This is a genomic window from Bradyrhizobium sp. CCGUVB1N3, assembly GCF_024199925.1.
Taxonomy (GTDB): Bacteria; Pseudomonadota; Alphaproteobacteria; order Rhizobiales; family Xanthobacteraceae; genus Bradyrhizobium.
The window spans coordinates 59,596-84,405 of record NZ_JANADR010000001.1; the positions used below are offsets into that span (position 1 = coordinate 59,596).

Sequence of the window (24,810 nt, forward strand, 5' to 3'; positions counted from 1 at the left end):
ATGCGTCACCAGAAGATTCACCGATATATTGCCGAGGTTGCTCGCCGCAGCTCGATCCGGGGTGCTGCCGAGCATTTGAACATCACGCCATCGGCGTTAACCCGGCAAATTCAAGACTTTGAGGATGAACTGGGCACGCCCATATTTGAGCGGCTCTCCCAGGGAATGCGGTTGAATTCCGCCGGGGAGCTGCTGATCCGACACATCCGCGATCAGAGCGCGGACTTTGAACGGCTGAAATCTCAGATTGCAGACCTTTCCGGGATTCGACGGGGGCACGTGGCGGTAGCTTGCAGCCAGGCCTTCGTGGACAACGTTCTTCCCGATGAGGTCGCTGGCTATCGCGCCAAATTCCCGCAGGTGACGTTCTCGATCGTCGTTCGCGACCATATACTTGGAGCTACTGCCCTCAGCACTTTTGAGGCGGACCTTGCGCTTCTACTGAATCCGCCGCTGGTGGCGGACATGCGCGTTTTGCTCGCGACCGACCAGCCGCTTTGCGCAGTTTTTCGTGCCGACCACCCCTTGGCACGTCCCGGCTCAGTACGCTTGCGAGATTGTCTTGCCTTTCCCGCAGCGATGCCAGACCAGACTCTGGCCATCCGTCACATGTTGGACCAGGCGATATCTCGGCGGCAGATCTCTACCAACGTGCAGATCGAGTCAGGTTCATTGGAGTTCCTGCGCAACTACATCATGCGTGAGCAAGCCGTGACCTTTCATGCCTTGAGCGCCGTCCCGCGGGACGACCGCCGCATCTACGCCAGGCCAATAGATACGCGGGATCTCCCGCTCATTCAGATCGTGCTCTGGCAACTGCGAGGGCGCGCGCTGTCGGTGGCTGCCGCAAAGTTTGCGGACCAGCTTTGCAATCATTTGGCGCGGCATGATCCCGTCGTCGAATAGAACGCTTAGGTGGTGGTCGTAATTCCGACCAAGAGAAATTACTGAATAGCTAAATCGTAACGCCGCATTGCTCCTGCGGCACGGCCGCAGCTCAGGCCTGCCGAAAAAGGCAGGCTCTGCCGATTCACATACACTAATGCGCGGAACGTTTCAGCCCGTCACACTGACCCGGCTGGAAAGGGGGCTGCCATGGCGATGGATCGCGTGGAACAGGCCTTCGTCGCGACTGCAATCACGGGTTTTCTCGTGATGACGGGCGCGATTGTCTGGATGATGTTGAGCTGATGGGTCCGGAGGCAATCTTGCGCGCTGCGCTGCCTTACGCCGCGGTTGTTCTGTGCCTGGCGGTGACCGCCTGGCTCGCCTTCGCTCACCTGCTATAGCTGTCAACTTGCCGTGAGTGCTCAGGTCAGGCGTTACCGGACGGCTGACCTTCGCTGCGCGGAAGTGCAGGGCGCCCCACCTCATCACGCAGGCGCAGGCGACTTACGAGGTGATCGCTGTTGCGCAGCAGGGCGAGCGCCTCGCGAACCAGCTCGCGCGAACTCGCCAGGATTTTCGTGTCCAGCGCGTGGTTAGGTGCGTAGATCATCGGATGTCTCTTCATGTCGTGGCGATCAGCGGTCCGGGCATCATGCGTCGTTGCATGTCAGCTCCTCGCTCCGTCAATGAGCGCAGCCAGCTTCCGGGCCATCGCCGCGAGATCGATCGGCTTCTCCAGGAGCAGCACGTCCTGGAACTCGGAAATGATCGAGATCCTGTCGTAGCCCGTGGTGAACACGAACGGCACGTGGCGCGCTCTGAGCGCACGGGCAACGGGATAGATCATCCCGGTGCGAAGGTTCACGTCGAGCACCGCGGCATCCACGGCGCTGCCGTCGTACAGAATCTCGACTGCATCCTCGATGTAACCCACCGGCCCCGCGATCTCCGCGCCGAGCGCGCGCAGCGTCTTGCCGATGTCATCGGCGAGGAAATATTCGTCCTCGACGACGAGAATCCGTCGGCTCGCCAGCGGAGCGCGCTGACGGGACAAGGTTGGCGATTCCGACATGATGCCTCCAGCGCTCCCTCCAGGCCATTAGGAACATAAAGCAGGGAGCCGCCTTGATCCAAACGATGCAATCGAAGATGGGTTCCATGAGCAACCGCGACATCGTCGTCATCGGGGGCTCGGCGGGGGCAACCGCACCATTGAAACAAATCCTGGGCCGCCTCCCTGTGGACCTGCCGGCCGCCATATTCATCGTACTGCACATACCGCCGCAGGGCATCGGGATCCTGTCCACGGTCGCGAGCAGCGCCGGCAAGCTCCCGGTCCGTCAGGCCGAGAACGGCATGAGGATCGAGCCCGGCCACGTCTATATTGCCGCGCCGGACCACCATCTGCTGCTGTCCGGAGATCATGTCCTGCTCGGGCGCGGTCCGCGCGAAAACATGGCGCGGCCGGCGATCGATGCCCTGTTTCGCTCCGCCGCCTTGCATCACGGTCCGCGTGTGATCGGCGTCGTCCTGAGCGGCCTGTTGTCGGACGGTGCGGCTGGCCTCAATGCCATCAAGCGCTGTGGCGGGATCACTCTCGTGCAGGAGCCGTCGGATGCGATTGCCGACGAAATGCCAAGGCGCGCTCTGGTGGCGACCACCATCGATCTCTGCATGGCCGGTACAGCGATTGGCGACGTCCTGTCGGATCTCGTCAGAGAACCTGCCGGAGTGGCGCTGCCGATCCCGGCGGACATCAGGCTCGAGGTCGAGATTGCGGCCGGTAATCGGATCGGCACTAACAGCCTTGCCACAATGGCCGATCCCGTCGCGCTGACCTGCCCGGGCTGCGGTGACGTTCTGTCCGAGGTGAAGGGATCACGCCCGATGCGCTTCCGCTGCCAGGTCGGTCATGCCTACATCGCCGACACCCTTGCCAGGGAGCAGGAGGGGCGCGTGGATGAAGCCTTGCGGGTTGCGCTACGCATCATCGAGGAGCGGGCGGAGCTGGTGCAGCGCATGGCCTCCGATGGCCGGCGAGGCGGCCGGTCTGCGGTCGCCGAGATGTACGACACGCGGGCTGCCGAATATCGCGAATATGCCGACCTGATCCGCCGCGTCGTGCTACAGTCGCTTGGCCCTCCGGCTCGCAAGCGGAAGGCTTAAAGGCATCCCATGGCCCTGACCCTCGCCGAGTGTACCGAGCAGCTCAACGCTGAGCAGCGTCTTCTCGTCAAGGCCGATCGGGACATTGAGGAGGGCTGGCAGAGGATCCGCGACCAGGAAGACCGGGTGCGCTACCTTCAGGCTGGCGGCCACGATATCTGCCAGGCCGAGCGGCTCGTTGACCTCCTCAAGCAGACCGTGGTCGAGTGGGAGCGCCACCGCACCCTGATCGAGCAGCGGGTCATCTATCTTCGTGAGCAGGTCGATCCGGAGTCGCCAGGGGGAGGCCGACGCGCGGTTTTCTGAATTCGGCGCCGAGCTCGAACATGTAGGCGAGCTTCCGCACCACGCTTTGGCGCCACCGGTCGTTCTCGTCGAGCAGCCGGAGGGCGGTCGCGGTAGCTCCCTCGGCCCGCTTGATCAGGGCGGCGAGTTCTTCGGATATTTGCATCGTCGGTTCCAGCGCCACCGGGCGAGTATGACCCGCCTCATGGAGCCAGACAACGGTTGCGCTGCGGGATTGAACGGCGCAAGCGACGTTTCTGCCTTTGAGCTGTTGGGGTAAGATTGGTTTCTGCTATTTGCAGGGGCCGGGCGCCCGTCGCTCCCGGCTAGCCAACGAGAGCTACCAGAGCCATGAATGAAGTCGGCGACCAGCCGGTCGAGGGAGAGCGTCAGGCCAAGGCCCCGCTGATCATCGGGGTGGGCGCATCGCCCGGCGCTCTGGACAGCATTGAGCGTTTCTTTGCCAAGCTGACGGTGGCGAACGATCAGGTTATCGTGCTGGCGCTTCAGCATCACGAGGCATTCGACCCGGCCCGGCTGCGCGAGATCGTGCGGGGATCCAATGGCGCCAAGGTCACCGACATCGGTGAGGCCGCGGCAATCGAGGGGGGCACGATCTATCTGTGCCCGCCGGCGATGATCACCACCATCCAGGGCGACCGTTTCGCGATCCGCAAGGCCGAGCAGGCACCCGGCGAGCGCGCCACGATCGACAGTTTTCTGGTGTCGCTCGCCGAAGAGCGCGCCGAGCAGTCGATCGGCGTGATCCTCGCCGGCACCGGCGGCGACGGCACGCTCGGCACTGCGACGCTCAAGGACCACGGCGGTCTTGCCATCGCCGAGAAGGCCGTGAGTCCCGGGCCCGAGCATCTGCTTGACGGCAACACGCCTGCCTCCATTGCCGACTACGTGCTACCGCCGGAGGATATCCCCGAGCACATCCAGGTCTATGCCCGTCACCTGCGGCGCCTCGAGGAGAAGCAGGGTTTCGACGAGGTGCTGGCCGCGGCTGCGACCTCGCTCTCGCGCATCGCCGACATCCTGCGCAACAAGACCGGCAACGATTTCCACGGCTACAAGCAGAACACCTTCCTTCGCCGCGTCCAGCGGCGCATGCAGGTGGTTCAGATTGACGAGATTCCCGCCTATGTCGACTTCCTCCGCAACGACAAGGACGAGGCCCAGCACCTCTTCAACAATCTTCTGATCGGCGTCACCGAGTTCTTCCGCGACAAGCGCGAGTTCGAGGTGCTCGAGACCCAGATCATTCCGAAGATATTCGAAGGCAAGGGCGCGGGCCAGCAGGTTCGCATCTGGGTGCTCGGCTGCGCCACCGGCGAGGAGGCCTACTCGATCGGCATCCTCTTGCGCGAGCACGTGGCGCGGCTGGATTCCGCGCCGCAGGTCCAGATTTTTGCGACCGACATCGACGGCCGGGCACTGGCGGCCGCGCGGGTTGGCCGCTACCGCACCACCATCGAAGCGGACATGACCAGCGAGCGCCTGGCGCGCTGGTTCGTGCGCGAGGGAGACACCTATTGTGTGGTGAAGGAATTGCGCGAAATGTGCATCTTCTCGCAGCACAACGTCATCAAGGACGCGCCGTTCTCCAAGCTCGATCTCGTCTCCTGCCGCAACCTTCTCATCTACCTCAACGCCGAATTGCAGAATCGGGTTATCCCGCTGTTCCATTTTGCACTGTTGGCGGATCGCTTCCTGTTTCTCGGTAATTCCGAGAACGTCACGCGGCATCCGAAGCTGTTTGCGCCGGTCGACCGCCGTGCCCGCATCTTCAAGAAGCTCGAGACCGGAACGCGGCTGCCGCCGGAATTTCCGATCACGACCTCAGCGGGCAGGGTACCGGTCGATGTGCCACCGGTGCGCTCGTTCGGCCCGGATGTGGGCCTGGAGCGCCGCGCGCAGCGCGTCGCGGAGCGATACGCGCCCGCCTATGTCATCACCGACGACAATTTCCAGATACTGCACTTTTCGGGGCGCACGGGCCGGTACATCGAGCCGACCGCGGGCGCCGCCACGCTCGACCTGCTTCAGCTCGTCCACCGCGATCTCAGGCTCGAATTGCGCACGGCGCTCAGCCACGCCGCCGAGACCAACGAACCAGCCCATGCCGAGCAGGTGCAGCTCGGGGTGAACGGCCACCGTGTGCTGGTCGATATCACCGTCGAGCCGATCCAGGACGGCGCCGGTGGCCATCGCAATTTCCTCGTCCTGTTCAAGGACGGCCCGGTCCGGGTGATCGATGCCAACCAGGGCAATACCAATGTGCTGGTGCGCACCGAGCATGTCGAGCGGCTCGAGAGCGAGCTGCGGGCGACGCGTGAGCGGTTGCAGGCGACCATCGAGGAGCTGGAGAGCACCAACGAGGAGCTGAAATCCTCCAACGAGGAATACCAGTCGCTGAACGAAGAGCTGCAATCGGCCAATGAGGAGCTCGAGACCTCGCGCGAGGAATTGCAGTCGGTCAACGAGGAGCTGACCACGGTCAATGGCGAGCTGGCGCACCGCGTGCAGGAATTGACCCGCGCCACGAGCGATCTGAAGAATTTCCTCGAGAGCACGCAGATCGCGACCGTGTTCCTCGACAACGATTTGCGGGTGATGAACTTTACGCCCGCGATCACGCGGGTCCTGCACCTGGTGGAAACCGACGTCGGCCGTCCCATTGCCCACATCAAGGCGCGCATCCCTATCGAGGAGCTCTATGACGACGTTCGCCGCGTGCTGCGGACGCTGGCGAGTGCCGAGCGCGAGCTGACCGCGCAGGATAGCGGCACGCGCTACATCGTGCGCATCCTGCCTTATCGCAGCATCGACAATTTCATTGCCGGGGTCGTCATCACCTTCATCGACGTCACCGCGATCACCCGCGCCGAGGAGCGGCAGCGCCTGCTGCTGGCCGAACTTCAGCATCGCGTCCGCAACACGCTCGGCGTCGTGCGCTCGATCGCCCGCCGGTCGGCGGAATCGAGCTCCACCGTCGAGGAATACGCCTCTCACCTGGACGGCCGGCTCAACGCCTTCGCACGCACCCAGGCGCTGGTCACCCGCGATCCCGAGGGCGGCGTCGATCTCGAATATCTCGTCGTCGAGGAGCTCCTGGCCTATAATGCCAGGGAAGGCGAGCAGGTGCGGGTCTCCGGCCCCAAGGTGCGTCTCCAGCCGAAGGCCGCCGAGACCTTCGCGCTCGCCATCCACGAGCTCGCGACCAATGCGTTGAAATACGGCGCCTTGAGTCGGCCCACGGGGCGGCTCGAGATCACCTGGCGCCTCGATGAGTCCACTGATCCGGCGGAGCTGGTCTTCGAATGGCGCGAGCGGGGCGGGCCGCAGGTTACACCGCCGCCGCGACAGGGCTTTGGCACCGAGCTTCTCGAGCGCACGCTGGCGTTCGAGTTCAAGGGGCAGACGACGATGGCGTTCAGCGCTTCAGGACTGCAATGCACGATCACCATTCCGTTGAGCAAGCGCACGTTCCATACGCCGGGGGGCGGTAGTTGATGCCCGTGTCGACTCTCGATCGAAGCGTGACTGATCCGGTCATTCGCCGGCTGAATGCGTTGCGGACCTTGTCGGCCCAGGCCCCCGCTTCGCTCGAGCACGCCGTCCTCGAGGGAATGCAGCGCGCCGGATCGGGCGAGGACCTGATCTCCGAGGGTGATCCCATCGACAGCGTCCGCATCGTGCTGTCGGGATGGCTCTGCCGCTACAAGACACTGGAGGACGGGCGCCGCCAGATCGTCAATTTCATCTTTCCGGGCGAAACCTGCGACGCGCATGCGTTCCTGCTGGCGGTAATGGATCACTCCATCGCGACGCTGACGCCGGTCGTCTATACTGAAATCAAGCGTGCGCGTTTCGAGAGTCTTGTCGCGAGCGACCGTTCGCTCGCGGAGGCGTTCTGGTGCGAGACGCTCGTGAGCAGCGCCATCCAGCGCGAATGGGCCATCAATCTCGGCCGCCGCGTCGCGCTGGAACGTGTAGCGCATCTGTTCTGCGAGATTTTTGAGCGGCTGCGCCCGGTCGGAATGATCGACGGCAATTCCTGCATCATGCCGGTAACCCAGATGGATCTGGCCGACGCCACCGGCCTGTCGGTGGTCCATCTCAATCGCACCGTGCAGGAATTGCGCGCCGCCGGCCTGATCGTGCTGCGCGAGCGCACCTTGACCGTCAACGACCTCGAGGCACTCAAGGACGCTGCGCTGTACTCGCCGAGCTATCTGCAACACTATCGCAGCAAGTAGTTTCAGACACCGCCGTGCTCGGGCGCATCGTGTCGCGAGTACACAGGGCAGCAGCGCGATTTTATCGTGCTGCGATGCAGCGTTTTGTCAGCCTGCTCATAACAATCGCATTTGCTTAACCTATGGAAATGCCGGAACCCGGTTCCGCCCCGAAGCTACCAAGGCTGTTCGCCCGGGCCGCTCCCGCTGCGGTAGGTGATCGGCCCCGGCGCTCTGAGCCTCCGGTCGGGGCCGACTCCCTTCGAACCAGATCATCCGTGATTGCAGAAAATGACCGACAAACGTAATCGAACCAAACAGACGCATTCGCTTCAGGAGCGTTTGCAGATTTCGGCCGAACAGGCCCGCCAACATGCCCGCCGTCTTCCGGCCGGCAGGGAGCGAGAGATGTTGCTGCGTCGTGCGAAACAGGACGAATTGGCGTCCAATCTGACCGATTGGCTGACCGCCCCGGCCGTCCGCAAGCGCTGGCAAGGAGAGGGCAGATCATGAAACATTACCGGGCATTCCAGATTGATCCCGACGGCCATGTCTTCGGTTGCATCAATCTCGTCTGCGACGGCGAGGAGGATGCCAAGCGAAAGGCCCAAACGCTGGTGAGCTTCTATCGCATCGAGTTGTGGCGCCTGGACCAGCGCATCGCGAAATTCGAAGCCGTCTCGCAAATGCCTGATCGCGTGACACAGCTTCATGGCCAGGCCGTGTGCGCCAGTCTGCGATGATGGCATCATGCCGGTGATTTGCCCGACGTGTCAATCGATTTCGTAAAATCCGTATCATCCCGTGTTCGGGATTGACGGCTACTTTGCATGGGGTTGTTTTCGAGTTTTTTGCGGGGGGCGTCGCAACCCCGCCACTTCGAGGCTGCGCTGAAGGTATCCTACAACATCGGCTCGAACTGACAGTGGACGAGCAGCTCTGAGACCGAGGCGTTGTTGGGCAGCATGAGGGCGGTCTCGACCAGTTGCGCGATGTCGCCGGGCTGACTCATCTCGTGGCGGGGAATTTCGTCATCTTTAATCGTCATGTCGGTGGCGACATAGCCGGGGCATATGACGGTCGCCCGGATTCCTGCAGCGCGACCCTCACGGCGGATGCCATGCGTGAGTGCAACCACGGCGAATTTGGTCATGGCGTAGCCGACATTGCTTCCCACGCGCTTGCCGGAAAGCGACCCGAGATTGACCACTCGCCCATGGCCACATACTGCCAGATGAGGCAGGGCGGCCCTGATGACACGCAGCGGGCCTTTGACGTTGATCCGCCACATGTCTTCCAATTCGTCTTCGCCTTCGTCGGATACGCGGACCTTCGGATTGATGCCGGCTGCGTTGACGATCGCGTCCACGCCGCCCCAGCGCGCGAGCGTCGCCTTGACCCATGCTTTGGGACTCTCGGCATCGTCAGCATCGTAGCGGTGCGTCATGAGCCGCTGGCTCTCCTGGAGGGCACTCGGGTTACGAACTCCCGCCGAGACACGGAAACCCGATGCCAGCAGTCGATCGACGACGGCGCGTCCGATGCCGCGCGAGGCGCCCGAGACCATGACGACCCGGTTGTTGACCTCCAGCATGTACGTTTCTCTCCAAGGGTGAACCAAAAACGGCCGGAGCGAATGTAGGGGGACGTGGCCGAAAGCGAGTAAGAGCGATTCACTCTGCCGGTATCGGTGATGCTTATGGGACCGCGGGGCGGGGCCGGCGGAGCTATCGGCCATGCTTATGAGGGCAGATCGAATCCGTTCTATCCGCGTCCATTTATGTGAACGTAGTGTTCGCCCGCTCCGCTTGATCGCAAGAGAGCCATTGCGGATGGGATTTGCGGATTTTCGAACGGCATTGGTAACGGGTGCGTCCTCGGGAATCGGGGCTGCGACGGTCCGCCGCCTCTGCGCGGAGGGCCTTGAGGTTTATGCGGTTGCTCGGGACGAGGGACGACTGGCGGCCTTGTCGGCGGAGACCGGGTGCCGCGCCTGTGCGGTTGACGTGAACGATCTGGGCGCGCTGACGCAACTGGCGGGCTCGGCCGAGTTCGACGTGCTCGTCAACAACGCCGGCCAGTCCCGGCGCAGCAATATTCTGGATACCGCCCCTGATGACGTCGATACGCTCGTGGACGTGAATTTGCGGGCGGTCCTGCATCTCACGCGAGTGATCGTGCCAGGCATGGCCAAACGTGACCGCGGCCACGTCGTCAACATCTCCTCCATCGCCGGCCACTATGCATTCGGCGAGAACGCAACGACGTTCAATTCCTCGGTCGCCTATCACGCGACCAAGGCGGGCATCCATTCGCTGTCGCGGCAGCTGCGCGTCGATCTCTTCGGCACCCGGGTCCGCGTCACCGAGGTGTCGCCGGGTCGGGTCGCGACCGGCATTTTTCAGAATCCGGACGTCGGCGGCGGCGGCAATGACCGCTTTGTCGGCGCCTTCGAGACGCTTCAACCCGAGGACATTGCGGACGCAATCGCATTCGCCGTGGGATCGCCGATGCGCATGAACGTCGCGATGCTCGAGGTCATTCCAATATTTCAGGTCGTGGGTGACCTGCGATTTGCGCGTCGAACAGAGGCTGCGCAACAGACAGAGATCAAGAAACGGAGCTGACGATGCCTGAACTTGCGAACCGCCTCAAAACCGTAAAAGTGTCCGCCTCGGCGGCGATGACGGACAAGGCGCGTGAGCTGCGCGATGCAGGCGTCAAGATCGTCAGCCTGTCGTCCGGCGAGCCTGATTTCCCGACGCCTCCGCATGCCATCGATGCCGCGCATCGGGCGGCGCTGGCGGGAGACACCAAATATCCGGCGATGCCCGGGACAGTGGCCCTGAGAACCGCGGTCCAGCGCAAGTTCAAGCGTGAGAACAATCTCGAATATGCCCTTGATGAAATCCTGATCGCCAACGGGGGCAAGCAGATCATCTTCAACGCGCTGTTCGCCACCTGCAATCCCGGCGACGAGGTGGTCATTCCGGCGCCGGGCTGGATCACCTACGCGGACATCGTTCTCCTCGCCGAAGCGACGCCGGTTTCGGTGCCGTGCCCGGAGAACAACCAGTTCAAGCTTCGGCCGGCGGATCTCGAGGCTGCGATCACGCCACAGACCAAGTGGCTGATCCTGAATTTCCCGAACAACCCGACTGGCGCCGCCTGCTCGCGCGCCGAGATGCGCGCGATCGCAGACGTCATGCTGAAGCATCCTGATGTCTGGATCCTCACCGACGACATCTATGAACACCTCACCTATGACGGCTTCGAGTTCTGCACGATCGCGGAGGTGGAGCCGAGGCTGAAGGATCGCGTCGTAACGGTAAACGGTGCTTCCAAGGCCTACGCCATGACGGGATGGCGCGTCGGCTATTGCGGTGGCCCCAAAAGCTTGATTGCCGCCATGAACAACGTTCACGGTCAGGCGACGGGCGGCATCTGCACGCTGAGCCAGGCGGCCGCCGTGGCGGTTCTGGATGGTCCTCAGGACTATCTGAAAGAGCGGGCCGATATCTATCGCGACAGGCGCGATCTGGTGGTCTCGCTCCTCAGTCAGATCCCCGGGATCACCTGCCACAAGCCGCAGGGCGCATTCTACGTGTTCCCGAACATCGCCGGTTGCATTGGCAAGACGTCCAAGGGAGGACGGCGGCTGGACACCGACGCCGACTTCATTTCGGCTCTTCTGGAAGAGCAGTACGTCGCCGCTGTTCATGGCGGCGCTTATGGAATGAGCCCGTATTTCCGGATCTCCTACGCGACCGATATCGAGACACTGAAGGAGGGCTGCCGGCGCATCGCGAGCTTCTGCGAAGGCTTGCGTTGAGGGAAGGTATGGAAGAGCCGGCCCGGTGACCGAAGTTCAGGCACAGGATGCCACACCCATTGTCATAACCGTTTGCAATGCCCCTAAACGGAGACAATCTTGGCCCTGAAGGGTTCCCGTGTCTAAGCTTTGCTTAAAGAGGGGTAGATCTTGGGATCGCGCAGTCGGGGACGGCCAGCAATGACCAGCGACGATGCGGTGGCTGTTGTAGGTGCCCCACCGGAGACCCGACAGGGATCGCGGTGGCGCCTGAACTTGCCCGCCGGGCTGCTCGCGCTCCCGATGCTGGCCTTCCTGGCCTATTTCTTCTTCTATCCGGCAATAAGGCTGCTGTTCTCGAGTATTCAAACCCAGAACAGCCAGGGCATTATCGGGCCTCCTTTCACGCTCGCGCACTACGCAAGGCTCATTGATGTCGAGCTCTATGCGCGCGTGTTCTGGACGACGCTGAGGATCAGCCTGATCACGTCGGCCCTTGCGACGTTATTGGCCTATCCGGTTGCGCTGGTCATGGTGAAGAGCCGCCCCCTCGTTACGCGGATTATCACGCTCATCGTCATCGCGCCGCTGGTCGTCAGCGTCGTCGTGCGTGGCTACGGGTGGCAGTTGATCCTGGCGAACGGCCCGAAGGGGATGTTGAACTGGATCCTGATGACGCTGCACATCGTCGATGGGCCGGTATCGGTCCTCTATACCGAGAAGGCCGTGGTCATCGGCTCGCTGCATGTGTTCTTTCCGATGATGGTCCTGCCGCTGGCATCCGCGCTCGGCAAGATCGATCGCAATCTGGAGGATGCGGCCCGCGTTCTCGGCGCGCCGTGGTGGAAAGTCTTCCTGCGGGTGACGCTGCCGTTGAGCATGCCCGGTTTCGTGGCGGGTTTCACCCTGGTGTTCTCGCTGACGGCCGGTTCCTTCGTCATCCCCGCCATCCTGGGAGGGGCCTCCGCGATCATGCTGGGCAATCTGATCGAGCAGCAGATTTTCGTCGTGTACGACTGGCCGTTCGGCGCCGCGATCGCCGTGGTCCTGGTCGGCGTTGTCTTCGCGGTCAATGGTTTCTCGATGTGGCTTCTCGAGGGCCGCCGTCTCCGGAGGCCGAGCTGATGGACGAGCACTTTTCCGGATTTGGCGCATATGTGCTCTACGCGATCACGACCGCGATGATGATCTTCATCATGGCGCCGCTGCTTCTCGTCATGGCGGTGTCGGTTTCCGACTCCTACTTCGTGACGTTTCCGCCCCAGGGTTTTACGCTCAAATGGTATTTCAAGGTCCTCGGGGATCGTGACTTCCTGGAAGCGATGCGGCTGAGCATCCTGCTCGCGCTCGGCACGACGGCGGGCTCGCTGCTGCTCGGTGTGCCGGCGTCGTTTGCGCTGGTGCGCGGAAATTTCTTTGGCCTGGCGGCCATCAAGGGCTTCCTGCTTTCGCCATTGATTTTCCCCGCCCTGGTGACCGGCCTTGCGCTGCTCCAGGTCCTCACCAAGCTCGGCTCGCAGGATGCGAGGCTGAACCTGTTGATCGGGCACATTGTCGTAACCTCGCCGTATGTCATCCGGACGGTGGTCACCAGCCTGCAGCTGGTGGACGAGAACCTGGAGGATGCCGCTCGTACGCTGGGAGCGAACCGGCTGTGGACCTTCTGGCGTGTGACGCTGCCGCAGATCGCATCCGGGGTTGCCGCCGGCGGACTGTTCGCCTTCATGGTGTCCTTTGACAATTATCCGGTCACGATGTGGCTCGCCAATTCCGAGTACTCGCCGGTGCCGCTCGTGCTGATGCGGCAACTCGTCAACGTGTTTGATCCTTCCGTGCCCGCGATGTCGACGATCATCATCCTGATGGCGATGGTCGGCGTCCTGCTTCTGGAAAAGTTGGTAGGCCTTCGCCGCGCGTTGGCTGCCTGATTTTACTTCGTAGATGGAGATTGAACCATGAGACTGACGCGTAGGACTCTCATCAAGGCCGGTGCATCCGCGGTTGCTTTCCCGACGATCATTAGCCGGGCGTGGTCACAGGACGCCAAGCAGCTTCATGTCGGCGTCTACAACTCCGCTCTGGGCAAGCTGATCCAGAAGGAGGTCATTCCCAAGTTCGAGGCCGAGTTCAAGTGTCGCGTCTTTACGATTGAAGGAGCGACGCTCTCCAACATTGCCGCACTCCGCGCGACGCGCGATACGCCACGATACAGCGTCATGATGATGGATGACGTCGGCATCCCGCAGGCGAAGCAGGAGGGTTTGATCGACAAACTCGATCCCGCCAAGATTCCCAATCTCGGGAAGGTGTATCCGCGCTACATCTTCGAGGACGGCTACGGCGTCGGGTTCTCGATCTCGAGTGCGGCGCTGTTCATCAACCCGCAGGTGACGAAACCGATCGAGAGCTACGAACAGATCTTTGATGCGAAGTATCGCAAGCAAATTCTCCTGAATACGCCGAAGAACACCCAGAGCGTGCTGATGCTCATCGCCGCGACGTCGCTCGTGACGGGCAAGCCGTTCAAGGAGGCCCAGTACCTGGTCGACCAGGGTTGGGACAAGCTGGCGACGCTCAAGCCGAACGTGCTGACGATCTATGACAGCGAGGCGCAGGTTCTCCAGGTTGCCCAGGGGCAGGCGACGATCGGTGGCATCGAGTACTCGAAAGCCATTTACCCGCACACGGCGAAGGGCATGCCGCTCGACATGACGTTCCCCAAGGAGGGTGCGTTCACGGGCATCAACAGCATGACGGTGGTCAAGAATGCGCCCGAACCGGAATTGGGAGCCGCACTCATCAACCGCATTCTCGAGCCGTCGGTTGCCAAGATGCTCTCCGAGCAGACGCTGAGCGCGCCCTCGGTCAGCGGCATCGACTTCAAGCCGGAGACGGCGAAGTTCCTCGCATATCCGGATACCAAGGCGACTGATCTCGGGCTCTTCACTCCGGATTGGAATTTCATCGTGCCGCGCCGAGGCCCCTGGCTGGAGCGCTACAACCAAGTGTTCACAAGCTGAGGCGGGTAGCCATGAGGTCCTCCGAAGTCAGGCTTGAACGCCTCAGCAAGGAGTATAACCGGACGGTCGCGGTCGATGAGGTATCTCTGACGATCGAGCCGGGTCATATGGTTGCCCTGCTCGGTCCGAGCGGGTGCGGGAAAACGACCTGCCTTCGCATGATCGCAGGACTGATCCGCCCGACATCCGGTGATGTCCTGGTGAACAACGCCAAGATTACCGATGTGCCGGTGCATCGTCGCAACATCGGGATGCTGTTCCAGAACTACGCGTTGTTTCCGCACATGACGATCGAGGAGAACATCGCATTCGGCCTGCAGATGCGCGGCATCGGCAAGGCGGAGGCCGCCAAGAAGGTCGCCGCGGCGTTGAGCCTCGTCCAGCTTTCGAACTTCGGGAAGCGATATCCTGCCCAGCTCTCGGGTGGCCAGCAGCAGCGCGTCGCGCTGGGACGGGCGCTGGTGATCGAGCCTGCGATGCTGCTGCTCGATGAGCCGTTGGGTGCGCTCGACAAGGGGCTTCGCGAAAGCATGCAGGTCGAATTGCGAGCCCTCCAACGGCGACTGGGCCTGACCACCATCATGGTCACGCACGACCAGGATGAGGCTCTGACGATGGCCGACAAAATCGTGGTGATGCGGGACGGCAAGCTCGAGCAGGTCGGCTCGGCGACCGAGATCTATCAGCGGCCGGCCTCTAAATTCGTTGCAAAGTTCATCGGTGCCTCCAACCTGTTCGAGGGCAAGGTCGAGCAGCGCAATGGTGACGGCGCGATCATTCGCGTGTCGCAGGATCTGAGGCTCCAGGTCGATCAGGTGCCGGCTTCTGCGGCGGACGTGATGGTCTCGATCAGGCCGGAAGCAATCATCGTCGAGGGAGCCGACCAAGACGGCGCGGTGGATCGGCCCAACAGTGTGGCCGCGCGGATCGATCAGGTCGTCTACCGTGGCTTCGTCAGTCACTATTATCTAAGGACGACGAGCGGCGAGCAACTGATTGTGTTCGAGCAAAACCAAACGCAGCAATCGGAGCTCCGCTACGCGGTGGGCCAGCAGGTCGTTGCGCGATGGAACGCACCGAGCAATCACGTGATTGCGCGGCATTGAGAGTCGGGGTCGTAAGCCCGAGGACAGTCGGACGGGATAGCGAAGCGCAACTCATGCGCCCGCTGGCGCACGTCGCGGTGCGGCGGCAGGACATCTCGCCAGCAATCAATATCCCCTATACCCGCAGAGCGACAACGTGTTGGTTCGGCTCGCGCAGGTCATCTAGATTGGGTGTAGCGGCCACAGCGCCGCGCGTCGATCTCCGGAGCGCTGTTTGTCGATCACCCATCGTGTCTCTCCCTTCGTCGGCGTGCTCGAGAAGGATCCAAAGATCAGCCTGATCGGCACGCTCGCCATGTTGGTGGAGGCGCCGGGGGAGTTCGACCTCGTTCAACAGGGGCGCGTCTGGTCGCTTGCCGACGTGCTTTCGTCCTGGCCCAATGTCGAAGAGGCCGTTGTGGGCGTGACCAACGTCATGCTCACTTTCGTGCAGCCGCCGGACGACATCGGCGCGCTTGCGGTCGACATCATCGAACTGTGGCATCGTTTGAGCCCGCGCAGTCCCAATGGCAAGCTGATCGAGATTCCCGTTGTTTACGGCGGCGAGCTTGGCTTCGATCTGCCGGCTGTCGTGGCTCGCTCGGGGCTGTCGGCGCGGGAAGTGATCAGGATCCACAGTGAGGGCGAATATACCGTCTGTGCGATCGCAAGCTCCCCTGGCTTCGGCTATCTCCATGGCCTCGATCCTCGGATATTCATGCCGCGCAAGTCGGTGCCGTCGCTCAACATGCGTGCAGGTTCAGTCACGATCGGCGGCATGCAGACCGGTGTGGCGGTGCTCACGAGCCCGAACGGCTGGAACGCAATCGGCCGGGCCGAGATGACGATGTTCGATCCCCGCAAGACGCAGCCGTCGCTGATGGCACCTGGCGATCGCGTCAAGTTCAGAATCGATCGGATCGAACTGTGATCGAGATCCTGACCAGCCACGCGTTCAACACGATCCAGGACCGCGGCCGCCGTGGCGCGCGCCGCTTCGGTGTGAGCACGTCGGGCGCCATGGATCCGGTCGCTCTCGAAGCTGGCAACGCGCTTCTCGGCAACGATGGTGACGCCGCAAGCATCGAGGTGCAGACCTTTCCCTTCCGGCTGCGTTTCAAAGCTGACATCTCGTTTGCGCTCACTGGAGCCGATTGTGATGCAAGGCTGGGGCAGCGAGCCGTTCCGCCCTGGTGGTGCATGCGGGCGCGGGCAGGCGATATCCTCACGATCGGCTCGCCCAAACGTGGTGCCCGCGTCTATGTCTCGCTCGCTGGAGGCATCGACGTTCCGCCGGTGCTCGGCTCACGGAGCACGCATCTTCGCGCAGGGTTCGGCGGGTTGGATGGGCGTGCCTTGCAGTCGGGTGACGTCGTGCCGGTTGGGAATCCGCAACGCGAATCCCCGGGCCGCATCGAGTTTGGTGCCGAGCCACCCGAGATCGCGATCGCGGAGTCCGATCCGGCGGAGGAACGCGTTCTGCGGGTGCGCGTCATCCGTGCCGGAGAGTACGATCTGTTTTCCGAGGAGATGCAGGGTACGTTCTGGTCGACAAGATGGAAGATCAGCGCGCAGAGCGATCGGGGTGGATATCGGCTTGGCGGAGCCAACCTGACATTGGCTGCGCCGGTCGAGATGCGGTCACACGGCGTAGTGGCAGGCGTCGTGCAGGTGCCGCCCTCCGGTGAGCCGATCATTCAGATGAGCGATGCGAATACGGCTGGCGGCTACCCGAAGATGGCCGCCGTGATCCAGGCCGATCTCTGGCGCTTGGGCCAGGCGCGGCCGGGATCATTCATCACCTTCAGCGAGGTCAGCTATCGGGATGCCGTAGCGGCTATGGCTCCCGTCAGCGACTACATCGGCAGGGTACGCGCGACCGCCGATCTTTATCGAACGCTCTGAGTGGAACTGGGCAACAATCAAAAAAAGGGTGGTTCAGACATGAAAATCGGCATCAACTCGGACATGGGCGAAGGCTTCGGCAACTATCGCATTTGTGACGACGAGGCGCTCATGGGAATCGTCTCCTCCGCCAATGTGGCGTGCGGCTTCCATGCCGGCGACCCCATCATCATGGATCGCACGGTCCGGATGGCAAAGGCCAAGGGGGTCGAGATCGGCGCGCATCCGGGTCTGCCGGACCTGCTCGGATTTGGCCGCCGCGTGATCCAGATGGATGCGGCCGAGCTCGAGAAGCATATGGTCTATCAGATCGGCGCGCTCCAGGGGATCGCGGCCAATGCCGGCCACCGCGTGACCCATGTCAGCTTCCATGCGGCGATGGGCAACATGGTGAACGCCGATCCGGATATGGCCGCCGTCGTCGCCCGCGCAATCGCAACCATCGATCGAGACTTCATCGTGTTCTCGCAGCCCGACGCCGCGATCGTACACGCCGCCCGCAAGGTCGGCCTGCGGGTGCTGACGCTCTTTCTGGCGGATCGCGCCTACGACGAGAACGGCCATCTCGTGTCTCGCAAGCTGCCCAATTCGGTCATCACCTCGTCGGAGGCCGTGGCAGAGCGGGTTCAGAGGTTTCTGGACAGCGGCACGGTGAAGACGATCGAGGGCAAGACGATCAAGGTCGAGGCGCGCTCGATTCTCATTCACAGCGACACTCCCGGCTCCGTCGATCTGGCGGCCACGGTACGGCGCGTGGTGGAGCAGGGGGGCGGCGAGGTCGCCCCGGCGAAGGTGTTGGTCAACTAGGCGGGTTGGCTGGCCTCGCGGGGCCGTCGGTCAGGTCGAGCAGGCCTCGACAAGGGGGCGAATCCTGGCGATGGGCGTTCCGTAGCCGACCATCGCGCCTGTCTCGGCGAGGACAGCATCGAGGATACCCTCGGCGGGAGACAGAACCGGCGCATAGATCAGACCCACCTTGACGAGGCCGACGATCGCGCCGGCGTGGATCTGTTGGCCGGGCTCGACGAACGGCTTTGTCCGCCAGGGATGCCCGGCGAGGAAATGCCCCGCGACATCAGCCGTCGCGACGACGTGCGGATCCTGGCGAGGGCTGGATGCTGCGGCAGGCGCCGGCGAAGACGCGCCGGTCTCCACGACGAGTTTCAACGACTGGTCCTTGTCTTCGATCTCGATGGACGCGACGCCGTATATCTCCAGGAGCCTGGCCAGGCGTTCGATGTGGGATGCATCTATCGGCATCTGCGAAGCTCCTCGAGAAGTCGAACGTTGGTCCTGAGCCGATCAAGATAGGCCGAGATATCGGTCTCGGCTGCAAGCGCATCCGGATACGCAGTTTGCTCGAACCGCAGTCTGCTGCCGAGCCTTGCCTGCCCGACGCGCCAAAGATCAGCCCTGATCACGGTTGCGATTTTCGGGTAGCCGCCGGAGGTCTGCGCATCGCGCATCTGGATGATGGGCTGCCCATTGGGCGGGATCTGGATGACGCCCGGGACGATGCCGTGCGATCGTTTTTCGATCGGTGAGGCCGGTTTTACGGCGGGACCCTGCAGGCGGTAACCGTAGCGGTTGCTCTGTGGCGTGATCTTCCAACTGCTGCGCCAGAACAGCTTCTGCGTGGCGCCGTCGAACGCATCGTATTCGCCGGCGATCACGACCCTGACCGTAATATCGTCCGCTACTGCGTTCGGCCGGGCGAGGACGATGTCGGCCGGTTCGATCCCGAGTTCCCCGATTCCCGCCGGCGGATCGGGCGCGGCGCATGGCAGCATATCCCCCGGTTGGAGAGGTCGCCCGTGAAGACCGCCGAACTCACCCCGGAACTGGGTGCTCCGTGATCCCAAGACCGCGGGAACGTCGATGCCGCCACTGACGGTCAGGTAGCATCTTGCGCCACGGGGCATCGCCTTGAGGCTGAGAGTGTCTCCGGCGCGCGCCTGCGACCGCCACCACGGCGGGATCGTTCGTCCTCCGATCTCGGCTTCGACCTCTGCGCCCGTGAGCGCAAAAGCCATATTCCGGCAGAAGCGGAGTTTGAACGGCGTCATCGGGATCTCAATGCCCGCGGCGTTCTCGTCGTTGGCCAGCAGGATGTTGCCGGCGCGCAGGGCGACGTCGTCCATCGCGCCCGAGGTGCCGACCCCGAACCGATATTGATCGAAGCGGCCGAGGTCCTGGACGCTGGTCGGGCCGAGGACTGAGAGGATCTCGATCAACGGATCACCCGTTCGATCTCGAAGCGGATGGTGTCGCCCGGCGCGAGCGCGGCCGGCGTCGGCCAGGACGGATCGAAGAACGTCCAGGTCGTGTGTCCGATGGCGTGCCAGCCACTGGGGCCCGGTGAAGCAGAGACGCCGGTCTGCGATCCGCCGATGGACACTGAGCCACCGGCAGAACGCTGCAGCGGCGTCTGACGGCGCGGCATGGTTATGCGGGGGTCCATGCCGCCGAGGTAGCAATAGCCGGGATGACTTCCTAGCGCGAACACGGTGTAGCGGGGTGCGGCATGGATCGATACCACGTCATCAACAGACAGGCCGGTGTGTTCGGCAACGGCCTGGAGTGACGATCCGATCTCTCCGCCATAGGTGACTGGCAGCCTGATCTCGCGACCTCCGATCGGAAGCTCCTGCGCTTCGTCCCATCCCTCGTTGAGGGCTGTGATCAGGGAAGCCACCTCGCGGGGAGGCGTTTCGAAGGTCAGCATCAGGTTGGTGATGCCTGGGATGGCTTCGCGGATTCCCGGCCATTTCGAGGCCGCCGCGGCGAGCGCCCAGATGCGTTGCTGGTGCGGCAGGTCAAACGTGCCCGGCGCCTCGAACAGAAGAGCTGACGTGCCGAGCAGGCTGATCCGTGGTCGATCGAGAGCCCTCATTTTGCAGCTCTCCGCTCAGCCATCCAATGCTCTAGATGATGGATGTCGTAGCCGCCCCGGCAGAACGTTGGATCGGACAGAATGGCCTGATGCAGCGGCACATTGGTCCGGACGCCCTCAGCACGCAGCTCGGATAGCGCGACGCGTGCGCGCGCCAGTGCTTCGTCGCGGGTGGCGCCGTGGGCGATGAGCTTGCCGATCAACGAGTCATAGTGACGCGGAACATTGGCGCCGGCGACGATGTGTGAGTCGACGCGGATGCCGATGCCGCCGGGAACATCCCAGCGCGTCACGGCGCCAGGCGAAGGCGCAAAGGTGACCGGGTCTTCTGCATTGATGCGAAATTCCACGGCATGACCGCTCCGCGCGATACCCGCCTGCGAGATCAGCAACGGCTCGCCGCGTGCAATGCGGATCTGCTCCTTGACGATGTCGATGCCCGTAGTCATCTCGGTGACGGGGTGCTCGACCTGGACGCGCGTGTTCATCTCGATGAAGAAGAACTGCCCGTCTTCGTAGAGGAATTCGAAGGTGCCTGCGCCGCGGTAGCCGATCCGCCGACAGGCTTCGACACAACTCTCGCCGACCCGCTCGACGAGCGCACGGTCGATGCCGGGGGCGGGGGCCTCCTCGACGACCTTCTGGTTCCTGCGCTGGAGCGAGCAGTCGCGGTCCCCAAGCCAAAGGTGGTTGTCGTGCTGATCGCACAGGACTTGAATTTCGATATGGCGCGGCTTTTCGAGGAACTTCTCGATGTAGACGGCGGCGTTCCTGAAGGCCTGGCTCGCTTCTGCGCGCGTCAGCGCCAGCGCGTCAGCGAGTTCATGCTCAGCGCGCACGATCCGCATGCCGCGCCCGCCACCGCCGCCTGCTGCCTTGATGATGACGGGATATCCGATCTCCCGCGCGATGGCGCGTACCTTCACCGGATCGTCGGGCAGGGCGCTGTCCGGGCCGGGCACGCAGGGAACGCCGGCCAACCGCATCGCTCTTTTGGCCGCGACCTTGTCGCCCATGGTCCGGATGCAGTCGGCCGGCGGGCCGATGAAGGTGAGGCCGGCCTGTGCAACCCTGTCGGCGAAATCAGCGCTTTCCGACAGAAATCCGTAGCCCGGATGAATCGCCTGCGCGCCGGTGGCTTCCGCGGCGAGCAGGATCGCTGCTGAATTCAGGTAGGTGCTGCTCGCCGCAGCCGGTCCGATGCAGAGCGCTTGGTCTGCGAGCGCAACGTATCGCGCGTCCCGGTCCGCCTCAGAGTGAATGACGACGGTCTTGAGGCCCATCGCCCAGCAGGCGCGCTGGATGCGAAGCGCGATCTCGCCGCGATTGGCGATCAGGACCTTGTCGAACATCAGGAGGGGCCTGCAGGTCGGATCCGGAACAGCGCCTGTCCCGCTTCGATCTCGTTACCGTCCTCGACGAGAACGGCCACAACGACACCGGACGTCTCGGCGGTGACGTCGATGAACGTCTTCATCGCTTCGATGATGCATATTTTCTGGCCCGCTTCGATGGTGCTGCCGATCTCCACCAGCGGTGGCTCGTTTGGCGCCGCGGCTCGATAAAACACGCCATGCATCGGTGCGGGCACGACGCTCTCTTCGACGGCAGGCACGGCCGGCGAGGGGACCGGCTCATGCTTGGGAACGTCCGATCCATGCAGGGCACGAGGCGAGACGGGATTCGCCTCGCGCGGCGCCGAGCCTTTCAGGATGCGGATGCGCGTCCCATCTTGGGTCAACTCCAGCTCCGCGATGCGCGATCGCGAGACCAGATCGACCAATTGCTCGATTTTAGCGAGATCCACGGTCATCGCCCCTGTCTAGAGTATCGATGCGCGCCTCTCGATCATCAAGTCGCGGCCTGCCGATGTCTCTGCGCGAAGTTGAGGCCGCCGACGACCTGCTGAGTTGGCAGCACCTCCATGAATGCAACGTTCATGCGCGCGGGCGAGCCAATCGCGAAAGCGATCGAATTGGCGATGTCCTCGGGCTGCAGTGCGTCGTAATCGTCGAAAAAGCGGCGCTTGGCTTCGGCAAGATCGCCCAGCAGCCGTCCGAAGACTTCCGTCTCCACGCGGGCCGGCGAAACCTCGGTCACGCGGACCCGGGTGCCATAGAGATCGACTCGCAATTGCTGCGAGAGCGAATGAATGCCCGCCTTCGTTGCGTGATACACGGTATTTCCCCCGCCGAAGGCATAATGGCCGGCTATCGACGAGATGTTGACGACATGGCCACGGTCGCGCTTCGCCATGCCGGGCACGATCAGCCGGGTCAGATGCAGGACGGCGCGCAAATTGACGTCGATCAGGGCGTCGACGTCGTCGGGCGTGGTGTCCAGGATATTGCCACGCCGGGACTGGCCGGCATTGTTGATGAGAACGTCGAATTCGGCCGAGTTTGCCAGCGCCGTCAGCGCGTCCAGGTCGCTAACGTCAACGGTGCAGGCGTGGCAACCGGTCTCGGCCGACAGCGCCGCCAGCCGGTCCGCGTCGCGCGCCACCGCATAGACATCCAGCCCCTCGGCGCTCAGGCGGCGAACCGTCGCAGACCCGATGCCCGAGGAGGCACCCGTCACCAGCGCCGTTCGATAGTCTGAAAATCCCATTCGTTCGGCTCCTCTGTGCAGGGTTACCTATAGGCCCGGCGGGTTCCAGGTGGTAAGAACATTTCGTTCTAGTCCCATAGCTCCAGCGTATTGCTGCTGCCGTGATGACCTTGTTGTTGGGAACCCCGTATTGGACACGCGCCGCCTCGAAGCCTTCGTCAAAGTCGTCGACCTCGGAAGCATGTCGCGTGCGGCGAAACTGCTCAACATTGCCCAGCCGGCGCTGAGCCAGCAGATCGCCAGCCTCGAGGTCGACTTCAAGCGAAAGCTGCTGGATCGCAGCGCCCGGGGCGTCAGGCCGACCGACGCGGGTCAAATCCTCTACCGCTATGCCAAGTCGATCCAGCGGCAGATTGACGAGGCGCGGCGTACGATCTTTGAGAACCGATCGGGGCTGACCGGCAACGTTACGATCGGCCTGGCGCCGCTCAGCTCCGCGGCATTGCTCGCGACCCCGCTGCTGATGCAGGTACGTGAACGCCATCCCGGCGTCGTGCTGCACATTTACGACAGTTCCGGGATCATGCTCAGCGAAATGGTGCTGAAGGCGAGCATGGACATCGCCGTCCTGTACGGTGATCGTCCGGTGACCGGCCTCGATTACAAGCCGCTGATGCGCGAGCACTTCTATCTGGTCGCGCCCCGCATCATGTATTCGAATCAGGTGCCTTCGGAAGAGGTTTCGGCGGCGGAGCTCGCGCAATTCGACCTGCTTCTTCCATATCGAGAATCGTTCCTGCGGCAGGCGGTCGAACGGGTCTGCGCCGAGGTGGGACTCCGCCCGCGCGTCATCGCCGAGATTCATTCGCAGTCGACCCTTTCTTCGGCGATCGCAGCTGGATTGGGTGCCGCCGTGCTACCCATGTCGATCGCAAAGGCGTTGCCGAACTTCGATGAACTCTGCATTCGGCGGATCGATGCGGCGTCGGCGTCGCAGCAAATGTCGCTATGCATTTCCGATAACGTCGCTTTGTCCGATGCCGCATTCGCCGTTTACAAGATATTGCTCGAGATCATCGTCAAGAACTGGGGGCAGTTCGATTGCTCCTCCGGCTCGGCTGCCGTCGCTGCAGGTGGCCCAGCAGCGCCTCTGGGCGGCCCGAAGGACGAGCCATAACGAAATACAATGCGGCAATCCTAAAATCTGAAATTCTCCGACGTGAGACGGTCGACTATTGGGGATGAAGCGCAGATTGCGGACCCTTGGAGGGACCATGGTTCACGTTGTCAGAACATTCGATCGACCCGCCGCAGACCTCGTCGAGCGCATCAAGCAATATCCTCCATCCACCCTTCATGAGGCGCAGGGGCGCTCGGGTGCTTTGACGTCCAGGATCAAGCCGATCTATCCGGGAATGCGGGCCTGTGGGCCGGCGTTTACGGTGAGCTGCCACCCCGGCGACAACATGATGCTCATCACGGCGATCTCGCTGGCCAAACCGGGCGATGTGCTCGTGGTGAGCGCAGGCGACCATCCGGAGCAGGGCGGTTTCGGCGAGGTGCTGGCGACAGCCTGTGTCGCCAAGGGGCTTGCCGGCTTGGTCACTGATGCCGGCGTGCGCGATGGACCGGCGATCCGCAACACCGGCTTCCATGTTTTCTCTTATGGACTGTGCATGAAGGGAACCGTCAAGGAGACCCTCGGCTACATCAATCAGCCGATCGTCATTGGCGGCATTGCAGTCCGGCCAGGCGATATCGTCAGCGCCGACGATGACGGTGTGGTCATCGTGCCCAAGGAGAACATTGCCGACGTTTGCGTCAAATCCTCCGCGCGCGAGGAAAAGGAAGCCGCTGTGATGAAAGCGCTCAAGGCGGGTGGCGACATTCTCGAATTGTCCGGCATCGGCAAGGTGCTCGAGGCCAAGAATTGTACCTTTGCCTGAGGAGGCGAACGGGGAGC

General features: G+C 62.8%; 27 protein-coding genes. 18 read left to right on the forward strand and 9 right to left on the reverse strand.

Annotated elements, in window-relative coordinates; translation table 11 throughout:
* Positions 1–906 carry a LysR family transcriptional regulator gene (locus NLM33_RS00300; RefSeq protein ID WP_254093675.1) on the forward strand — a complete coding sequence of 302 codons (906 nt, stop codon included), beginning with the start codon at positions 1–3 and terminating at the stop codon, positions 904–906.
* Between the two features lie 409 nt (positions 907–1,315).
* Here NLM33_RS00300 and NLM33_RS00305 read toward each other — a convergent pair whose 3' ends face one another.
* Both NLM33_RS00305 and NLM33_RS00310 read right to left on the reverse strand, forming a co-directional pair.
* The gene (locus tag NLM33_RS00305; RefSeq protein ID WP_254093677.1) at positions 1,316–1,498 is read right to left on the reverse strand and encodes a hypothetical protein; all 183 of its coding nucleotides are present in this window, start codon (positions 1,496–1,498) and stop codon (positions 1,316–1,318) included.
* A 57-nt stretch (positions 1,499–1,555) separates the two neighbouring features.
* Positions 1,556–1,960: a response regulator gene (locus NLM33_RS00310; protein WP_254093678.1), complete on the reverse strand. Its 405-nt coding sequence runs from the start codon at positions 1,958–1,960 to the stop codon at positions 1,556–1,558.
* Positions 1,961–2,046: 86 nt separating this feature from the next.
* Between NLM33_RS00310 and NLM33_RS00315 the strand changes: the two genes are divergently transcribed.
* The 6 genes from NLM33_RS00315 to NLM33_RS00340 all read left to right on the forward strand — a co-directional run bounded on the left by NLM33_RS00315 (position 2,047) and on the right by NLM33_RS00340 (position 8,326).
* Positions 2,047–3,054, forward strand: coding sequence for a chemotaxis protein CheB (locus NLM33_RS00315; RefSeq protein ID WP_254093679.1), 1,008 nt, complete (start codon positions 2,047–2,049; stop codon positions 3,052–3,054).
* A gap of 9 nt (positions 3,055–3,063) precedes the next feature.
* A complete protein-coding gene (locus NLM33_RS00320) occupies positions 3,064–3,360 on the forward strand; it encodes a hypothetical protein (protein WP_254093680.1) in 297 nt (98 codons plus the stop codon).
* A 330-nt stretch (positions 3,361–3,690) separates the two neighbouring features.
* Positions 3,691–6,858, forward strand: coding sequence for a CheR family methyltransferase (locus NLM33_RS00325; protein WP_254093681.1), 3,168 nt, complete (start codon positions 3,691–3,693; stop codon positions 6,856–6,858).
* A complete protein-coding gene (locus NLM33_RS00330; protein WP_254093682.1) occupies positions 6,858–7,604 on the forward strand; it encodes a Crp/Fnr family transcriptional regulator in 747 nt (248 codons plus the stop codon). Before NLM33_RS00325 ends, NLM33_RS00330 begins: the two co-directional genes overlap by 1 nt.
* Before the next feature lie 270 nt (positions 7,605–7,874).
* Entirely contained in the window at positions 7,875–8,096 is a 222-nt protein-coding gene (locus NLM33_RS00335; RefSeq protein ID WP_254093683.1) for a hypothetical protein, read from the forward strand.
* A complete protein-coding gene (locus tag NLM33_RS00340; protein ID WP_254093684.1) occupies positions 8,093–8,326 on the forward strand; it encodes a hypothetical protein in 234 nt (77 codons plus the stop codon). The genes NLM33_RS00335 and NLM33_RS00340 overlap by 4 nt, the downstream gene beginning before the upstream one ends.
* A gap of 158 nt (positions 8,327–8,484) precedes the next feature.
* Here NLM33_RS00340 and NLM33_RS00345 read toward each other — a convergent pair whose 3' ends face one another.
* Positions 8,485–9,177: an SDR family NAD(P)-dependent oxidoreductase gene (locus NLM33_RS00345; RefSeq protein ID WP_254093685.1), complete on the reverse strand. Its 693-nt coding sequence runs from the start codon at positions 9,175–9,177 to the stop codon at positions 8,485–8,487.
* A gap of 238 nt (positions 9,178–9,415) precedes the next feature.
* On the opposite strand from NLM33_RS00345, the gene NLM33_RS00350 reads away from it, so the two are divergent.
* The 9 genes from NLM33_RS00350 to NLM33_RS00390 all read left to right on the forward strand — a co-directional run bounded on the left by NLM33_RS00350 (position 9,416) and on the right by NLM33_RS00390 (position 18,211).
* Positions 9,416–10,210: an SDR family oxidoreductase gene (locus NLM33_RS00350; RefSeq protein ID WP_254093687.1), complete on the forward strand. Its 795-nt coding sequence runs from the start codon at positions 9,416–9,418 to the stop codon at positions 10,208–10,210.
* Between the two features lie 2 nt (positions 10,211–10,212).
* The gene (locus NLM33_RS00355; protein WP_254093689.1) at positions 10,213–11,415 is read left to right on the forward strand and encodes a pyridoxal phosphate-dependent aminotransferase; all 1,203 of its coding nucleotides are present in this window, start codon (positions 10,213–10,215) and stop codon (positions 11,413–11,415) included.
* Positions 11,416–11,595: 180 nt separating this feature from the next.
* On the forward strand, positions 11,596–12,519 hold the full coding sequence (locus tag NLM33_RS00360) for an ABC transporter permease (RefSeq protein WP_254093691.1): 924 nt from the start codon (positions 11,596–11,598) through the stop codon (positions 12,517–12,519).
* Positions 12,519–13,322, forward strand: a complete 804-nt coding sequence (locus tag NLM33_RS00365) for an ABC transporter permease (protein ID WP_254093693.1) — start codon at positions 12,519–12,521, stop codon at positions 13,320–13,322. The genes NLM33_RS00360 and NLM33_RS00365 overlap by 1 nt, the downstream gene beginning before the upstream one ends.
* A 27-nt stretch (positions 13,323–13,349) precedes the next feature.
* Positions 13,350–14,414: an extracellular solute-binding protein gene (locus tag NLM33_RS00370; RefSeq protein WP_254093695.1), complete on the forward strand. Its 1,065-nt coding sequence runs from the start codon at positions 13,350–13,352 to the stop codon at positions 14,412–14,414.
* Between the two features lie 11 nt (positions 14,415–14,425).
* Positions 14,426–15,520, forward strand: coding sequence for an ABC transporter ATP-binding protein (locus tag NLM33_RS00375; RefSeq protein ID WP_254093697.1), 1,095 nt, complete (start codon positions 14,426–14,428; stop codon positions 15,518–15,520).
* A 214-nt stretch (positions 15,521–15,734) separates the two neighbouring features.
* Positions 15,735–16,430: a 5-oxoprolinase subunit PxpB gene (gene pxpB / locus NLM33_RS00380; RefSeq protein ID WP_254093699.1), complete on the forward strand. Its 696-nt coding sequence runs from the start codon at positions 15,735–15,737 to the stop codon at positions 16,428–16,430.
* Positions 16,427–17,404 carry a biotin-dependent carboxyltransferase family protein gene (locus tag NLM33_RS00385; RefSeq protein WP_254093701.1) on the forward strand — a complete coding sequence of 326 codons (978 nt, stop codon included), beginning with the start codon at positions 16,427–16,429 and terminating at the stop codon, positions 17,402–17,404. Before pxpB (NLM33_RS00380) ends, NLM33_RS00385 begins: the two co-directional genes overlap by 4 nt.
* A gap of 39 nt (positions 17,405–17,443) precedes the next feature.
* The gene (locus NLM33_RS00390) at positions 17,444–18,211 is read left to right on the forward strand and encodes a LamB/YcsF family protein (protein ID WP_254093703.1); all 768 of its coding nucleotides are present in this window, start codon (positions 17,444–17,446) and stop codon (positions 18,209–18,211) included.
* 30 nt (positions 18,212–18,241) lie between these two features.
* Here the strand turns inward: NLM33_RS00390 and NLM33_RS00395 are convergent, their stop codons facing one another.
* The 6 genes from NLM33_RS00395 to NLM33_RS00420 are packed head-to-tail and all read right to left on the reverse strand — an operon-like array spanning position 18,242 to position 22,907.
* Positions 18,242–18,664 (reverse strand): biotin/lipoyl-containing protein, encoded by a 423-nt coding sequence (locus NLM33_RS00395; protein WP_254093705.1) that lies wholly within the window; start codon positions 18,662–18,664, stop codon positions 18,242–18,244.
* Positions 18,655–19,638, reverse strand: a complete 984-nt coding sequence (locus NLM33_RS00400; RefSeq protein ID WP_254093707.1) for a biotin-dependent carboxyltransferase family protein — start codon at positions 19,636–19,638, stop codon at positions 18,655–18,657. The genes NLM33_RS00395 and NLM33_RS00400 overlap by 10 nt, the downstream gene beginning before the upstream one ends.
* Positions 19,635–20,297, reverse strand: a complete 663-nt coding sequence (pxpB, locus tag NLM33_RS00405) for a 5-oxoprolinase subunit PxpB (RefSeq protein ID WP_254093709.1) — start codon at positions 20,295–20,297, stop codon at positions 19,635–19,637. The genes NLM33_RS00400 and pxpB (NLM33_RS00405) overlap by 4 nt, the downstream gene beginning before the upstream one ends.
* A complete protein-coding gene (gene accC / locus NLM33_RS00410; RefSeq protein WP_254093711.1) occupies positions 20,294–21,649 on the reverse strand; it encodes an acetyl-CoA carboxylase biotin carboxylase subunit in 1,356 nt (451 codons plus the stop codon). The genes pxpB (NLM33_RS00405) and accC overlap by 4 nt, the downstream gene beginning before the upstream one ends.
* A complete protein-coding gene (gene accB / locus NLM33_RS00415; protein WP_254093713.1) occupies positions 21,649–22,104 on the reverse strand; it encodes an acetyl-CoA carboxylase biotin carboxyl carrier protein in 456 nt (151 codons plus the stop codon). Before accB ends, accC begins: the two co-directional genes overlap by 1 nt.
* A gap of 44 nt (positions 22,105–22,148) precedes the next feature.
* The gene (locus NLM33_RS00420) at positions 22,149–22,907 is read right to left on the reverse strand and encodes an SDR family oxidoreductase (RefSeq protein ID WP_254093715.1); all 759 of its coding nucleotides are present in this window, start codon (positions 22,905–22,907) and stop codon (positions 22,149–22,151) included.
* Between the two features lie 130 nt (positions 22,908–23,037).
* On the opposite strand from NLM33_RS00420, the gene NLM33_RS00425 reads away from it, so the two are divergent.
* Positions 23,038–24,024: a LysR substrate-binding domain-containing protein gene (locus NLM33_RS00425; RefSeq protein ID WP_254093717.1), complete on the forward strand. Its 987-nt coding sequence runs from the start codon at positions 23,038–23,040 to the stop codon at positions 24,022–24,024.
* A gap of 97 nt (positions 24,025–24,121) precedes the next feature.
* Positions 24,122–24,793: a 4-carboxy-4-hydroxy-2-oxoadipate aldolase/oxaloacetate decarboxylase gene (locus NLM33_RS00430; protein ID WP_254093718.1), complete on the forward strand. Its 672-nt coding sequence runs from the start codon at positions 24,122–24,124 to the stop codon at positions 24,791–24,793.
* Positions 24,794–24,810 lie beyond the last annotated feature (17 nt).

What these genes read in the sequence shown, in the direction of transcription:
- NLM33_RS00300 (WP_254093675.1), top strand. Translation starts at nt 1, where the DNA reads ATGCGTCACCAGAAGATTCACCGATATATTGCCGAGGTTGCTCGCCGC.
- NLM33_RS00305 (WP_254093677.1), bottom strand. Translation starts at nt 1,498, where the DNA reads ATGATCTACGCACCTAACCACGCGCTGGACACGAAAATCCTGGCGAGT.
- NLM33_RS00310 (WP_254093678.1), bottom strand. Translation starts at nt 1,960, where the DNA reads ATGTCGGAATCGCCAACCTTGTCCCGTCAGCGCGCTCCGCTGGCGAGC.
- NLM33_RS00315 (WP_254093679.1), top strand. Translation starts at nt 2,047, where the DNA reads ATGAGCAACCGCGACATCGTCGTCATCGGGGGCTCGGCGGGGGCAACC.
- NLM33_RS00320 (WP_254093680.1), top strand. Translation starts at nt 3,064, where the DNA reads ATGGCCCTGACCCTCGCCGAGTGTACCGAGCAGCTCAACGCTGAGCAG.
- NLM33_RS00325 (WP_254093681.1), top strand. Translation starts at nt 3,691, where the DNA reads ATGAATGAAGTCGGCGACCAGCCGGTCGAGGGAGAGCGTCAGGCCAAG.
- NLM33_RS00330 (WP_254093682.1), top strand. Translation starts at nt 6,858, where the DNA reads ATGCCCGTGTCGACTCTCGATCGAAGCGTGACTGATCCGGTCATTCGC.
- NLM33_RS00335 (WP_254093683.1), top strand. Translation starts at nt 7,875, where the DNA reads ATGACCGACAAACGTAATCGAACCAAACAGACGCATTCGCTTCAGGAG.
- NLM33_RS00340 (WP_254093684.1), top strand. Translation starts at nt 8,093, where the DNA reads ATGAAACATTACCGGGCATTCCAGATTGATCCCGACGGCCATGTCTTC.
- NLM33_RS00345 (WP_254093685.1), bottom strand. Translation starts at nt 9,177, where the DNA reads ATGCTGGAGGTCAACAACCGGGTCGTCATGGTCTCGGGCGCCTCGCGC.
- NLM33_RS00350 (WP_254093687.1), top strand. Translation starts at nt 9,416, where the DNA reads ATGGGATTTGCGGATTTTCGAACGGCATTGGTAACGGGTGCGTCCTCG.
- NLM33_RS00355 (WP_254093689.1), top strand. Translation starts at nt 10,213, where the DNA reads ATGCCTGAACTTGCGAACCGCCTCAAAACCGTAAAAGTGTCCGCCTCG.
- NLM33_RS00360 (WP_254093691.1), top strand. Translation starts at nt 11,596, where the DNA reads ATGACCAGCGACGATGCGGTGGCTGTTGTAGGTGCCCCACCGGAGACC.
- NLM33_RS00365 (WP_254093693.1), top strand. Translation starts at nt 12,519, where the DNA reads ATGGACGAGCACTTTTCCGGATTTGGCGCATATGTGCTCTACGCGATC.
- NLM33_RS00370 (WP_254093695.1), top strand. Translation starts at nt 13,350, where the DNA reads ATGAGACTGACGCGTAGGACTCTCATCAAGGCCGGTGCATCCGCGGTT.
- NLM33_RS00375 (WP_254093697.1), top strand. Translation starts at nt 14,426, where the DNA reads ATGAGGTCCTCCGAAGTCAGGCTTGAACGCCTCAGCAAGGAGTATAAC.
- NLM33_RS00390 (WP_254093703.1), top strand. Translation starts at nt 17,444, where the DNA reads ATGAAAATCGGCATCAACTCGGACATGGGCGAAGGCTTCGGCAACTAT.
- NLM33_RS00395 (WP_254093705.1), bottom strand. Translation starts at nt 18,664, where the DNA reads ATGCCGATAGATGCATCCCACATCGAACGCCTGGCCAGGCTCCTGGAG.
- pxpB (WP_254093709.1), bottom strand. Translation starts at nt 20,297, where the DNA reads ATGAGGGCTCTCGATCGACCACGGATCAGCCTGCTCGGCACGTCAGCT.
- accC (WP_254093711.1), bottom strand. Translation starts at nt 21,649, where the DNA reads ATGTTCGACAAGGTCCTGATCGCCAATCGCGGCGAGATCGCGCTTCGC.
- NLM33_RS00420 (WP_254093715.1), bottom strand. Translation starts at nt 22,907, where the DNA reads ATGGGATTTTCAGACTATCGAACGGCGCTGGTGACGGGTGCCTCCTCG.
- NLM33_RS00430 (WP_254093718.1), top strand. Translation starts at nt 24,122, where the DNA reads ATGGTTCACGTTGTCAGAACATTCGATCGACCCGCCGCAGACCTCGTC.